Genomic DNA, 14,180 nt, shown 5'->3' with positions numbered 1-14,180 from the left:
TCTTTTGTTTTATCTGGCTTTCGCCTGGTTCCACAAAGGACAACATTACTACAATTAACTCTTCAAATCAACCTCTTCTGTATCGCTTTCACTGTTTCCCTTCCTCCGAAGCGGGATGCAAAAGTAGGAAAAATATTGGTAACTGGAAAAATATTTTGAAACAAATCTAAGCAGAATGGCTAACCTGCTCATTTACTGCGAAAAGAAATAGGAAAGCGCTTGAAAGAAGGATTAAACAAGTTCAAAAATCTAAAACCAAAGGAAATTCATATACAAGAGTCTCTATTTATAAAGGCATTTAAAAAAAGCCAAATGCCTTTACAAAATATATACAGGAAGGCGCATCAGCCACACAACCAAACAAGCTCAGCAGCAAAATCCAAAGTCCGCCTATTCACAAAAGAACAAGCGTCATTTCACAAAGAACAATCAAAATAAGAACCCAGCTTAATGACACCTATATATACTACTATACTTTCTCAGCCATGAATCTAACTTCGATCTACCTATTTAGGGGAAAAAGGTAGATACACTGTGGACTCAAGGTAGATCCACCCTAGATCCACTATCACTTTACTTTAAGGAGGCTATCACTAGAATGAAGTTTGATATAAGATGAATATATCCGCGATCAGTAAGCTGAATAAAAAATTTAAGACAAAAAAAGAGCGGCCAATCCTGGACCGCTCGTTTTCTAACTAACTTATTATTCATAAAAAAACTGGCTGTTGGGGAAGGAGTCGAACCTTCAAGGGGAAGTTAGCCGCAGTTCAAAATTAATTTGTGGTCAACCCATAAACTGTGTTTATCCCATGATCCCCACCACCGAGACAAGAAGGTGTGTCTGCCAATTTCACCACCCAACATTAAATAAAGAACTCAATCTTTGCTGTAGGGGAAGGAGTCGAACCTTCAAGGAGTAGTTAGCCCTTACGGGTTTTCCATAATCTCCACCACCGAGACAAGGAGGTGCGTCTGCCAGTTCCACCACCCTACATTGTTAAGCTACGTTAAAGAACTATTTTTTTTCCGTTTGCTTGATACAAATGTAACAACATCCCCAATACCTTGCAAATATTTTAAACATTTAATTTTATTATTACAATATTTATAATGAAATTTACAAATCATTACAAAGTACTTAAACCATGTCAAAAAAAGAAAGCCAAAATTTTGAAATTGATAACCTCGATATTGACATCCTCAAGCAATTAATGGAGGACGCCACGAAGCCTTATACTGAAATTGCCAAAGATTTGATCGTTTCGGGGGGAACCATTCATGTGAGAATGAAAAAACTGCAGGAAATGGGCATCATCAAAGGTTCGCACCTGATCATAGATCCGCAAAAAGCTGGATACGATATCTGTGCCTTCTTAGGTATCTTTCTGGAAAAGGGAATACAATACAAGGATGCCGTTGCACAGTTGAGCAAAATCAAGGAGGTCGTAGAGTTGCATTATACCACAGGAGCTTACAGCATGTTTGCCAAAATTATCTGCAGGGATACCAACCATCTCCGGCATGTATTAAATGAGGAGATCCAGGCTGTAACAGGTATCCAACGTACCGAAACGCTGATTTCTCTGGAGGAAAGTATTAAAAGACAAATTGAACTCTAATTCAATTTGTCTTTTCTAGTTGCTACCCTATTTGAATTTATTTTTCAAAGCTTCCAGTTTCATTTGCAGATCGCCTTCAGGCTGTGGTTTCAAATTGCCTTCTTTACGAGGCTTAGCCGCAGCTTTAGGGAAGCGCTGTTTCGACGGGTCAGCTTTGCCGGCATTATTTGCTGGCTTATTGAAAGCTTTATTCTTACTTTCCTGTCTTTCTGCCGGCTTAACACGAGGCTTACGCTCTGTATGCCCGGTTTTCATCGACAAAGAAATACGCTTCCTTGCCACATCTACTTCAAGAACCGTTACTTCCACTCTCTGGTGCACTTTAACCACATCATTAGGGTTAGCCACAAACTGATCAGATAACTGACTGGTATGCACCAATCCATCCTGATGAACGCCAACATCTACAAAGGCACCAAAAGCGGTGATATTAGTTACAATGCCCGGCAGTTTCATACCCAATTTCAGATCAGTAATTTCATTCACACCTTCGGCAAAGCTAAATACCTCAAACTGTTCCCGCGGATCCCTACCCGGTTTAGCAAGTTCCTGCATGATATCTGTCAGGGTAGGTAGACCTACCTGCTCACTTACATATTGCTGCAATTTGATCTGTTTTTGCTTTTCCGTATCCTTCAGCAGCTCTTCTATTGAACAACCCATATCTGCAGCCATTTTGTTGATCAGCGGATAGCGCTCAGGATGCACACCACTGGCATCCAGCACATGTACAGCATTTCTGATACGCAAGAAACCCGCAGCCTGTTCAAAAGCTTTATCTCCCAAACGGGGAACCTTTTTTAGACTTTCCCTGTTTTTAAATGCACCATGCTCATTTCTATAAGAAACAATATTCTGCGCCAGTTGCGGACCTAAGCCGGAAACATAGGCCAGCACTTGTTTTGAAGCAGTATTTAACTCCACGCCCACTGCGTTGACGCAGCTCATCACCGTATCATCTAAAGATTTTTGTAATTTATTCTGGTCCACATCGTGCTGGTATTGCCCTACACCAATAGATTTAGGATCAATTTTTACCAGCTCTGCAAGCGGGTCCATTAAACGGCGGCCAATAGAAACTGCCCCTCTAACGGTGATATCTTTATCAGGAAACTCCTCCCGTGCAACTTCAGAAGCTGAATAGATGGAAGCCCCATTTTCACTAACCATCACTACGGTAACCTCCGGAATAGCTAATCCGCGGATAAAAAGTTCTGTCTCCCGTCCGGCGGTTCCATTGCCAATCGCAATTGCCTCTATGCCATATTTATCACACATTTTGGTAATGATCTCTGCTGCATTTTTAACATTGCCCTGGCCGGTATGCGGATAAATGGTATTATTCTCTAATAATTTCCCTTGTTGATCAAGGCAAACCACTTTACAGCCGGTACGAAACCCCGGATCTATAGCCATCACCTTTTTTTGTCCCATTGGTGCTGCAAGCAACAACTGACGTGCATTTTCTGCAAATACCTTAATGGCTTCCTCATCTGCCTTTTCTTTAGCGAAAGTACGCAGTTCGGTCGACATGGAAGGCGCGAGCAAGCGCTTATACCCATCCTGGATAGCAAGCTTTACCTGCTGTGCATTTTCATTGCGACCTTTAAGGAATTGTTTTTCTAACAATTCAATGGCACCATCTTCCGGCGGTGCAACCTCCAGCTTTAAAATAGATTCATTTTCGGCACGGCGCATAGCGAGCACCCGGTGGGATGGTGTAGACTTAACCGGCTCTTCCCAGTTAAAGTAGTCTTTATACTTATTGCCCTCCTCTTCCTTACCATTAATTACTGTTGACTTAAAGACGCTCTGCTGCTGGAAATATTTCCGCATGGTTGTCCGGGTATCAGCATTTTCATTTACGAGTTCCGCAATGATATCCCTGGCACCGGCAAGCGCCTCTTCTACTGAAGTAACACCCAATTCAGTGTTGATGAATTTTGTCGCTTCATCCACAGGCACAGTATTTCCCTGTTCTAAAATCGTTAAAGCCAAAGGCTCCAGACCTTTTTTCCTTGCTTCTGAAGCGCGCGTCTTGCGTTTTGGTTTATAAGGAAGGTAAATATCTTCAATGGCTGTAATGGTAAGTGCCGCATTGATTTGTTGCTCCAACTCAGGCGTCAATTTACCCAGGGCTGTTAATGCTTTTAAAATAGCCTCTCTTCTTTTGTCCAAATCACGTAACTGCTGGAAACGATCGCGGATAGCCGCAACCTGCACCTCATCCAGGCTTCCGGTTACTTCTTTTCGGTAACGGGAAATAAAAGGAACCGTAGCACCTTCATCCAATAATTCGATGGTAGCCAGAATCTGTTTTTCTGTAATGCGAGATTCAACAGCAATAATTTTTGAGTGGTGGCTCATTTTACTAAAATTTTAAATAAAAAATCCCGAGCGACCAAGGCCTCCGGGATTATATTTTCATCTGTTTATAATTCGTTTTTTAAAGGTGATGAAGCGATCATAAGCTTGTCATTGCTATTTGTAAGCTATAAGCTTATGATGGATCATGGTTATTTAAAATAACTATTTTGCTACGTACATTACTTCTTTTACCGCTTTAATAACACGCTCTGCATTTGGCAAACTAGCCGCAATTAAAGTAGGTGCGTAAGGAAGCGGAACATCAGCACAAGTAATACGCAATACTGGTGCATCTAAATGATCAAAAGCATTTTTCTGCACATGGAAAGCTATTTCCGAAGAAATAGATGCCAACGGCCATGCTTCTTCAACAATCACTAAACGGTTGGTTTTTTTAACCGATTCTATGATCGTTGCATAATCAATAGGACGAACAGTACGTAAGTCGATAACTTCTACATTGATACCTTCTTTGGTCAATTCTTCAACCGCAGGGTTTACCACACGGGTTAACATTTTACCAAAAGTTACGATGGTAACATCAGAACCTTCTTTGGTTACTTTTGCTTTACCCAGTGGAATGTAGTATTCATCTTCAGGAACCTCACCTTTATCACCATACATCACTTCAGATTCCATAAAAATTACTGGATCCGGATCAAGGATAGATTGTTTCAACAATCCTTTAGCTTCATAAGGAGTAGAAGGAACTACAACTTTTAAACCGGGACAGTTAGCGTACCAATTTTCAAAGTTTTGACTGTGTTGTGCGCCTAACTGGCCGGCATTTCCTGTTGGTCCACGGAAAACGATTGGAACCGAAAACTGACCGCCACTCATGGATAACATTTTGGCAGCACCGTTAATAATCTGATCTATGGCAACCAAAGAGAAATTAAAAGTCATAAACTCTATGATTGGAACTAATCCGTTCATTGCAGCACCAATACCAATACCGGTGAAACCAAGCTCAGCAATCGGGGTATCAATAATGCGTTTGTCGCCAAACTCATCCAGCATACCTTGGCTCACCTTGTATGCACCATTATATTGCGCCACTTCTTCGCCCATCAGAAATACGTTTTCGTTTTTCCGCATTTCTTCGCTCAAAGCTTCACGCAAGGCTTCTCTAAATTGAATCTCTCTCATTGTATATTCAAATATTAACTGGAGGCAAATATAACTATTGTAATCTAATTCTAAAGTAGTGTTTTAATTACATTTCTATAGTAGTGTTTTCTCCAAAATGCAAAATATTTCCGTTATTATCTAATACTGAAAATTGTCTCATCCCCCAGGGCATGGTGCTAAGAGGGCCGTTTGGGTGAAATGTTACATTCCGCACAAGGTGATGTATGGGGAATAAGTAAAACTTGCTTCCACAGTAGTCGGTGTAAAAGGGATATTCTCATCAAACAACTGACCAAGCTTTAAGCTTAAAAGATTGATAAATTCACCTTTAACACTTTCCAGTCTTGCGCCATTTAACTTGGCTTTTTCTTTGCCCTCCATAAATAAAGCCCCTTCTTTTCGCATATTCCGGACGCTGTAAATATTAGGTTCTACCCACTCTTTTGCATTCGCCTGTTCAAAAACATGCGTATAAAACAACGTTTGCAACAAAGCTTTGTTTTGCTTCTTACCATGGGTATCAAAAACATCGTCTAATGAACTGAACTTCAGGTCGTCATTCCCCGTTTTATAATCTACAATCCGCACAACGCCATTTTTCTGATCTATCCTGTCGATGATGCCATACAAGGAGATTGACTTTGGCATACCATTAACTTCAAAGTTAAAAGAAATCTGGTCTTTCTTTTCCAGGGCGAGGATCTCAAATGGCGCATGGTTTTCATCATAATCTAAAATGATGTTCGCGTACTCCTGGACTATTGCCAGTACCACTTTCTGCATGCCATTATGAGCCACCTGGTGACGCTCATTGTTAAAAACGATTTTCGCATAGGCACGCTCCGACAAGTCAGCTATAGTTTTGCGCTTTTCCATAATCCGGGCCTTTGTAATTTCCGGATCCGCTTTCATGAGTTCCCTGTAGAAGGTTTCCAGCATCCAATGCAGCATTAAACCGATGATGTTGGCCTCCACATTTTCCGCCACTTCCTTCGGTTCGTCAATTCTAGCCACATATCTATAAAAAAACTGTAGCGGACAATTGATATAAGTAGTAAGGGCTGTTGCCGATAAGCGGGTTTCCCCACTGAGGTATTTGTTTAGAATGGCCATTACCTGCGGATCTTTTTCAATCTGCACCATGGTTTTACTTTCCGTGGAAATGTTTTGCTGTTGCTGCAGGTAATTGAAATGATAACCACTTTCATATTCCAGCTGTCTTAAAAAGCGACTTGGTTCACCGGTATTGGTATCGTCGGTTTGGGCATTGTATACCAGACTGATTTTTTCTGACCGTTGCAGCAGGCGATAGAACATGTAAGCGGAGATGGCATCCTGATTTTCAATCACTGGTAAGCCATGTGCCCTGCGGATACTATCGGGAATAAAACTCGGTGAGATGCTGACCTGCGGCAAAATTCCTTCATTCACCCCTAATATGTAGATCTGTTCAAAATCCAGGTTCCTGCTTTCCAGTAAGCCCATGACCTGTATGCCCTCCAAAGGCTCGCCGCTTAAAGGTACGGCGATACCCTGCAGTGCTTTTTGAATTAAGGAAAGTACAAAAGTTAATTCTTTTTTGTCATCCCCTTCCTTTAAATGTTCAATTAAAGCATCATGCAAACGGTTAAGCTCTTTAATAACCGCAACAAATAAATCTGTTTCTGTTTGTTTTAAAGTTTTATTGGCGAGCTGCTGCTCCAACACATATTTAAGGATGTGCTGCAAAGCATTAGTCGCCATAGCTGCACTGCTTATCTTAGTGAAAAAGAGCGCAAAAAGACCTTTTTGACCCGTTAATCTTGCAGCGGGCACTTCCACTAATTGCTCCTCGATTAATTTGAACTGAATTTTATCTCTTGTTCGTTCGGATATCCCTGTTAGCGGATGCGACAAAAAAGCTTCCACTTCTTTAAAATTAACCGATTCTTTATCAGGTTCCACCATTTGTGCCTGTATCGTTAACCACAAATCCGCCAGGCCAAAAATCGATGAAGCCAGTAATGGATAGCCCATGGTGACATTCAAATTCAGGGCACGACTTTCCCCTCCGACATTATAATGTGTTGGAATAGTCTGCAACACCGGCAGGAGCAGGCTTTCATCAGCAAGAATAATGGCCATTTTACCCGGGCCATCATGGTCATCAATTAAAGGATAATCTTTTTGTAAGGCCTCATCCAATATTTTAGCCTGCGCGGTTTGTCCCTGCGTCTGGTAAACATCTATTGATTTAGCTGCCGACTGAATAAAGCCTGTACTTTCTCCCAAAGCATTATTCAAACCCGTTTTGTCGCGATTCTTACGTAAGAATAAACCAGCTTCCTGAATGTGGTCATTCATGTAATAGCTGTCCGTATCAAAATAAAATAGGGCCTTGTCTTCCTTCTGCCAACGCTTAAAAACCAGCGCTTCGGCTTGTGTCAACGCATTAAAACCTACAAAAACGAGCTTACCTTCGTTAAAAGGGCTGGTAAAATCAGGAACTGTTTCCTCACCCCTCGCCAGCTGGCAGTAAACCTGCCCCATGGTGATCAGCCCTTTTTCTTTTAATGCGTGATGGAAAGCATGATAAAGATCAGGCATTCTACGCCACATCTTAATAAATTGTTCCTGTTGCTTTTTCTGTTTTCCTTCTGAATAAGACTGCCAGAAGTCTTTTAAAAAAGATTGCTGTTCATCTGATAAATAATCAAACTGGTAATCAATTTCGGCGATATCCTCCAGTTCCCTGAATAACTTTCCGGCATCTACAAGGTCATTATCTATTTGTGAGAAGTCACTTAAAATGATCCGTGCAATAGGGTAAAATTTATGGAGCTCCATTCCATCACCACCAGCTAGCCGTAATAGCTTATTGTATTGCTGATACAGGGTAAAAAACTGTGTAAAAGAATCGGCAATTTTTAAATTGGTGGAAAGTGCAAAAAACTCATGAATAGTAAAAAAGGAAGGGCTCCAGAATGGCTTTTGTATAATGCTTGCCAAATGACTTTGTAAATAAGCAGCCGGGCGTTTATTGTTAAATATAATGGCCGAATGTTGCAAATTACCCCCCGATTGCTGGATTAAACTTTCGGCAACTTCTTTTAAAAATGGTTTCATGTTGCGGTATCTAGGAAGCCTGAACTTTAAACTAATTTAAGTTTTCCGGTTACGGCATAAAACAAATAGGTTTTTATCTTGGCATAACCCATAGCCAGTAACAAGCTTTTATAATGATCTACTTGTTCAATATGCTTATCGCTTTCTTCAAGGGTAAACTTGTAATCAATAATAGTTACCCCTTCATCATTGATCAGCACTTTATCTGGTCGGTAACTCTTGCCTTTTGCATCAATGATGGTTTGTTCGGTTAAACTATATTTGCTTTTGCGCAGCACCTGCTGGAGGTCTTTATTTTCCAGTACGGCAAAAGCACGGGCTTTTAAGTCTGGCAATTCTTCGGCTTGAAAGAGCCCTTCATTAAGCATCTTGTTCAACACGCCCTCTATTTCTTCAGTTTGTGAGGCAAGCGCCATTACTTCATGTAAGATACTACCCTTACGACCAGCTTCATTGCCAATGAGTAAATCAAGATTTGTATTTCTCACACCTGCATCAAATATTTTACCCAGGCGGTTGGATACCGGATAGTTCTTCAGTTCAATAAAAGTTTCCTGCTCCACAGCGGCTGCTTTATCTGCTACCGGCTCATCAAGAATGTATTCTTCTTCATGTGCAATTTTAGGTCCGAGCGATTTAATAAGCAGGTCTCCAATGTTTGTAATAGAGTCGGCCTTTTTCCATGCAGCACTCAGGTACAAGTATTCTTTTGCGCGTGTAGTGGCTACATAAAGCATATTAAGGGCATCCATATTATTAAAAAGGAGCTCCTCAAAATAATACTTTGCCACTGTTGAACTGGCAAGTTCCTTATTATATTTTAAAGGAATGCTTTGCAGATGGTGATATGGGGTTTCTGCTGAAGGCACCCAGAATATGCTATTTGTTTTTCCGTTGATATCCCAGTTACAAAAAGGCACCAGCACCGCCCTGAAGGCAAGGCCTTTTGACTTATGGATGGTAACCACCTGTACAGCATCTGCACTTTCTGATGAAGGCAAGGTCTTTCTGACCCCTTCTTCCTCCCAGTAACGCAAGAAAGCGGTGATTCCCTTTTCACCCTGACGAGAAAAATTGCCTGCGAAATCACGGATGGCGAAAAGATAGGGCAAATGTTCTTTTTTCTCGTTAAGCCCATAGGCTTCCATCATTTTCTCCAGCAATTCCGGTAAAGGCAACTGCATCCAGCTTTGCCAGTTAAGGCATAAATCATGTGGCAGCACTGCCGTTAACTGTGTCAGCTTTTTGAACTTTAAAGCAAAATAATGATGTGTTTCTACTACCCTGCCCTGCAGGCGATTATACAAACTAATGGCATTTGCCTTATATAAGGCCGTATTTTCAGATAACCCTGCCAGGATTTGAAAGGTATTCAACAGCAATTTAACCGCACTGTTATTCGCAATGAGGAGCGCCTCACCGGAAACTACACTGATCCCATTTTCCAACAATGCTTTAACCGCAGCTATAGCCTCACTATTCTTACGGACTAAAATGCAGATATCTTTCTTCGGATATTTCTTTACGTTGAGTAACCAGTCGACCTCTTCCAGCATTTTAACAATGGCTAATTCCGGAAAGCTGAGTTTAGCCAGTCCGTCCTCGCTTTTTAAAACCAGACATTTGATGGTGCCCCCTTTTGGGGTTCTCGCGGTTAGCTTTTGCGTAGCGCCCGCGTAAACATCGCTCACGATATGATCAAAACCATTGCTTTTCCACCATTCCGGAACATCGCTATTGGTTTCATGCGCGGCAATGGTATGGTTAAGCTGCAGTTGCAACAACTGCGGCAGGTCCTTATATAATTCGTTATTAAAATTGATGATATTCTCTGTACTGCGATAATTTTCTTCGAGACTGTCATCCATAATGTGGTGGGCACCTAAATCCGACTTCGCCTGCTGGTGCAGGATGTTCCAGTCGCCATTTCTCCACCGGTAAATACTCTGTTTGGTATCACCAACAATTAAATGGTCAATAAACTTTTCACTGGGCGCAGCCATTGCATTACTCAGCAACGATTTAAAGCTTCCCCATTGATTGGCAGAAGTGTCCTGAAATTCATCAAATAAAAAATTACGGTAAAAGTTGCCCATCTTTTCCCAAATAAAGGAGGGATTATCCCCCGCATCATCTGTAATTCCTTTCAGGATATTTTGCGCATCACTGATCAGTAGATTCGGACTCTCATCGCGGTAATTTTTTAATAAAGCTGCCATTTCCTGCATTAAACGCAGGTAATAAAGGTTTTTATTAAATCCCTGAGCTAGAACATACTCCGCATAACCTTGTTGATAGGTTTCGATCATGTTCTTTAAACAAGGATTAAGCTCTTCATAGAGGGTGCTGCTGCTGCCTTTCTGAAGCCATTCATCCGGCTCATCAATCAGCTTATGCAGGCTCTGTATTTTATTGAAATCACCATCAAGAATTTTCTTTAAATTAAGCAATGGCGACCGCGATTTCCCTTTTAACATGACGGCATCGATGTCGAGCACCTCGAATATATCAAGGGCATCTTTAGCACAATCCTTGATGGAGGTTTCAAATAAATCAATACTTTGACGGGTCAGCAGTTTATAATCATAAAACAACTGATCCATGTCTGCCACCGTACTTAAGGATGCCATAGCCTGTTCAAAAGGTTGGTAACGCTCCTTAAAAATTTCACTGGTGAGCTCCAAAAGTTCCCTTCGGTAGTTCCAGCCTACATTATTATTGATGCGGTCTTTAGCCAGGTTAATGATCCATTGCAACAGCTGAGGTTGCTCATCCAGCGCTTTATCAAGGCGGTCGGCCAGTTCATTTTTAACCTTGTCATAATTCATTTCTAAACCATAACCTGCCTCGAGGCCTAATTCGAAGGTAAAACCCCGAATTACCTTTTGCACAAAACCATCGATGGTGCTTACAGAAAAGCGACTGTAGTCATGAAGGATTTTGCGATAAATAACATCTGCCTGCAGCTGCAAGCTTTGGAGGTTAAGGTGTGGATGTGCTTTTAAAACCAGGATTCTGTAATCATTGATTTTAGAAGATGTATCCCCCTGTGCCAAACCGCGCAATACTTCCAGGATCCGGGATTTCATTTCTTCGGTGGCCTTATTGGTAAAGGTAACCGCCAGAATTTCCCGGTATTTTTTCTCTCCGCTAAATAACAGGACCAGGTAGTGTACTGTTAAACTGAAGGTCTTTCCTGAGCCTGCGGAGGCCTGAAGTATTTTTAACGGTTTGGGCATGCTTAAAACATTTGCTTAAAGTTAAATTTTATAGTCCGTTACCGTATTTAAAAAATTTATTCACAGTAACCGGCAGTCTGCCTGTGGCAATGAGTTGGTTTTTTAAAACCGAAGCAGCAGATTTTTGCATAAAATCTTCTTTTTGATAGGCCACTAGTAAAGCTTTACTTTGTTCAAGTCCTGCCCACTGCGATAAATTATAAGGATTTCCGAATAAAGCAAAAACTGCATTTTTCTGAGACATATCTTTGATGAACATTTTTAGATCGGCACTTAACGCCATTCCATTACCTGGCCTGGTGCGTGAATCATGAATCCCGATAATCACCTGATCGAACAACCCTAATTCCCTTATTACCTTTGCAATAGCATTGGCATTGGCATTTTTATCAAGTGTATAAAAAACAGAATTTTTGTAATGGCTGCCCAGTTCTTTTTGGAAGGTGGTCACCTTCGGCGTTCCGATACTAATGATCACGGTCCTTTTATCTTTGTTCAATGTTTTGATAAAGCCACGGCCATGAACTAAAGTCATGGAAGCATCGGCCAACTGCTGAACAAGGGCTTTACTTTCTGGTCTGTTTACTTCGGCAGCAACATTACTTTCATCTAAGGTATCTCTTACATTTAGGCCGGCCCAATATTTGGCCAGGAGAATCTTTTTAACACTGGAGTCAATTCTGTCCATACTGATTCTTCCCGAACGAACTGCTTTCCGAAGTAATTTAACCGCACGGGCACTATTCTCTGATAGCTCTAAAATATCATTACCCGCAATAATACCCATTACATCTGCTTCGCCATCTTTAAAATATTTGACTACACCCTTCATTTCCATTGCATCAGAGATGATCAACCCTTTAAAGGCAAGTTCTTCTTTTAACAAGCCGGTAACAATAGGTTTTGACAATGTAGAGGGCATATTCGGACTATTGTCTAATGATGGGATGTTCATATGGGCAATCATCACGCCCGACGCTCCCTGAGTGATCAATTCCCTGAAAGGATAGATCTCGAGGCTATCCAGACGCTCCTTTGTAAAGGTTAAAAGAGGTAAATCGTAGTGTGAATCAACATCGGTGTCACCATGGCCAGGAAAGTGTTTGATGCTTACCAGCAACCCGCCATCCTGCATTCCTTTCATGTAGGCCCCAGCTTTAGTGGCTACATTATATTTATTTTCACCGAAAGAACGGTAATTGATCACCGGGTTATTTGGATTATTATTTACATCCACATCAGGCGCCAGGTTCATGTGCATCCCGATACGCTTGAAGTCTTTGGCGACCTCCAGTCCCATTTTATAAATCAGGTTATTATCCTGAACAGCCCCCAGGGCCATTTGATAAGGATAAGAAATGGTGCTATCCAAACGCATGCCTAGCCCCCACTCCCCATCAGCCGTGATCAACAAAGGCACTTTCGATACAGCCTGGTATTTATTGGTCAGAATTGCCTGACGGCCCGGACCGCCCTGAAAGAACACAAGTCCGCCTATCTTCTCTTTTTTAATCACGTTTGCAATGGAGTCTTCGTATGCTTTAGTGGAATTGGTGAGGGCTCTAACAAAAAACATCTGTGCAGCTCTTTGACGCTTGCTTAATTTATTAAAAACTGAATCTACCCAACGATTAGGCTCTGATAAAGTTTCTATATAGGACTTCCTAGGCGCAGGAAAAGTTGATGTGTGCTGAGCAGAGGTTTGGGCATAAACAGAAGCTGATGTCGCTAATGCAAAAAAGGTAAATAAAGAAAAACGTTTAATATTCATTCGTAAATTTTTGGTTGATTAAATTCAGTTCCGGCATCAAAGTTAATCAAAAGTCCCTTTTCCCGAATTATATTTTCCTGCCCTTCATTTGAGGCTTTTCTCAGTAGTTGTATCAAATCTGATACAATTTTGTGTATTGCCTTAAAATAAATTGCTTTTATAAAATGTAAAGCAAAAACAACAGTAACGCACTGCTAATCAACAACTAAATTGTTGTTTTGATTAAAAAACGAACCGTAATTTGCTTTCATGGCATATTTATTTCAAAGGGGTTGATACAATTAAATTGAAATTGATATGAAAAAAATATTTGTACTGGCCGCAGGCCTATTATTCGCAGGAGCTGTTCATGCTCAAAGTCCCATTAGAGTTGGTGTTAAAGCAGGAGTAAATTTATCTAACATTATTAAAGATGATGGTGATAATGATTTCAACACGAAAATCAATCCTGGTTTCAATGCCGGTGTTACCTTGGATATCCCCTTAATTGAAGGTCTTGCTTTTACACCGGAGCTATTGTATGCGACAAAAGGTTACAAAGTAGAGACATCTGTTGGCGACCGCACCCAAACCACTAGTTTCATTGATGTGCCTATTTTAGCTAGTATAAGATTAGGTGGTAGTGGATTAAACTTGGTTGCTGGTCCGCAAGTTTCCTTCCTGTTGTCTACAAAGAACAAATTTGAAACTGATTTTGGTCAGGTAGAGCAGCAAGTGAATGAAGATTCAGACAAATTTAAAAAGAGCCTGCTTGGTGGTGTAATTGGTTTCAGATATGACATCAATAGTAATGTTGATTTCCACGGACGTTATGCACTTGACTTCCAGAAGAACAACGAGAATGGTACCAATTCAACTCCTGAATTTAAAAACCAGGTGTTCTCCGTAGGATTTGGTTACAAATTCTAAACTTAATCTCCTAACAGGTGTTTATTAATTGTTAAC

7 protein-coding genes and 2 tRNA genes are annotated in these 14,180 nt (G+C 41.0%); 2 read left to right on the top strand and 7 right to left on the bottom strand.

From position 1 onward, the window contains the following. Positions 1 to 722: 722 nt before the first annotated feature. Both WG905_RS09445 and WG905_RS09440 read right to left on the bottom strand, forming a co-directional pair. Positions 723 to 866, bottom strand: a tRNA-Asp gene (locus WG905_RS09445). Positions 867 to 889: 23 nt separating this feature from the next. Next, positions 890 to 997: transfer RNA gene (locus WG905_RS09440), tRNA-Asp, on the bottom strand. 151 nt (positions 998 to 1,148) lie between these two features. On the opposite strand from WG905_RS09440, the gene WG905_RS09435 reads away from it, so the two are divergent. Then, complete coding sequence (locus WG905_RS09435; RefSeq protein WP_339591463.1) at positions 1,149 to 1,622, top strand: Lrp/AsnC ligand binding domain-containing protein; 474 nt, start codon at positions 1,149 to 1,151, stop codon at positions 1,620 to 1,622. A 27-nt stretch (positions 1,623 to 1,649) separates the two neighbouring features. Here WG905_RS09435 and WG905_RS09430 read toward each other — a convergent pair whose 3' ends face one another. The 5 genes from WG905_RS09430 to WG905_RS09410 form a co-directional block, all read right to left on the bottom strand. Then, on the bottom strand, positions 1,650 to 3,989 hold the full coding sequence (locus WG905_RS09430) for a Tex family protein (protein ID WP_339591462.1): 2,340 nt from the start codon (positions 3,987 to 3,989) through the stop codon (positions 1,650 to 1,652). 162 nt (positions 3,990 to 4,151) lie between these two features. Then, positions 4,152 to 5,138, bottom strand: coding sequence for a pyruvate dehydrogenase complex E1 component subunit beta (locus WG905_RS09425; protein WP_339591461.1), 987 nt, complete (start codon positions 5,136 to 5,138; stop codon positions 4,152 to 4,154). 183 nt (positions 5,139 to 5,321) lie between these two features. Beyond that, positions 5,322 to 8,225 carry a PD-(D/E)XK nuclease family protein gene (locus WG905_RS09420; RefSeq protein ID WP_339591460.1) on the bottom strand — a complete coding sequence of 968 codons (2,904 nt, stop codon included), beginning with the start codon at positions 8,223 to 8,225 and terminating at the stop codon, positions 5,322 to 5,324. 26 nt (positions 8,226 to 8,251) lie between these two features. Beyond that, positions 8,252 to 11,464: a UvrD-helicase domain-containing protein gene (locus WG905_RS09415; protein WP_339591459.1), complete on the bottom strand. Its 3,213-nt coding sequence runs from the start codon at positions 11,462 to 11,464 to the stop codon at positions 8,252 to 8,254. A gap of 28 nt (positions 11,465 to 11,492) precedes the next feature. Further along, positions 11,493 to 13,235, bottom strand: a complete 1,743-nt coding sequence (locus WG905_RS09410; protein ID WP_339591458.1) for a glycoside hydrolase family 3 protein — start codon at positions 13,233 to 13,235, stop codon at positions 11,493 to 11,495. Positions 13,236 to 13,532: 297 nt separating this feature from the next. Here WG905_RS09410 and WG905_RS09405 point away from each other — a divergent pair, with 297 nt between their 5' ends. Further along, positions 13,533 to 14,144 (top strand): porin family protein, encoded by a 612-nt coding sequence (locus tag WG905_RS09405; RefSeq protein WP_339591457.1) that lies wholly within the window; start codon positions 13,533 to 13,535, stop codon positions 14,142 to 14,144. The last annotated feature ends 36 nt before the right edge of the window (positions 14,145 to 14,180 follow it).

Origin of the sequence: Pedobacter immunditicola (genome assembly GCF_037482985.1) — a bacterium.
In the GTDB taxonomy this organism is placed as follows: Bacteria; Bacteroidota; Bacteroidia; order Sphingobacteriales; family Sphingobacteriaceae; genus Pedobacter; species Pedobacter immunditicola.
This window is presented reverse-complemented; position numbering and strand designations above follow the sequence as displayed.

Coding starts and splice junctions, on each gene's coding strand:
- WG905_RS09405 (WP_339591457.1), top strand. CDS start 13,533: ATGAAAAAAATATTTGTACTGGCCGCAGGCCTATTATTCGCAGGAGCT.
- WG905_RS09420 (WP_339591460.1), bottom strand. CDS start 8,225: ATGAAACCATTTTTAAAAGAAGTTGCCGAAAGTTTAATCCAGCAATCG.
- WG905_RS09435 (WP_339591463.1), top strand. CDS start 1,149: ATGTCAAAAAAAGAAAGCCAAAATTTTGAAATTGATAACCTCGATATT.
- WG905_RS09410 (WP_339591458.1), bottom strand. CDS start 13,235: ATGAATATTAAACGTTTTTCTTTATTTACCTTTTTTGCATTAGCGACA.
- WG905_RS09425 (WP_339591461.1), bottom strand. CDS start 5,138: ATGAGAGAGATTCAATTTAGAGAAGCCTTGCGTGAAGCTTTGAGCGAA.
- WG905_RS09415 (WP_339591459.1), bottom strand. CDS start 11,464: ATGCCCAAACCGTTAAAAATACTTCAGGCCTCCGCAGGCTCAGGAAAG.
- WG905_RS09430 (WP_339591462.1), bottom strand. CDS start 3,989: ATGAGCCACCACTCAAAAATTATTGCTGTTGAATCTCGCATTACAGAA.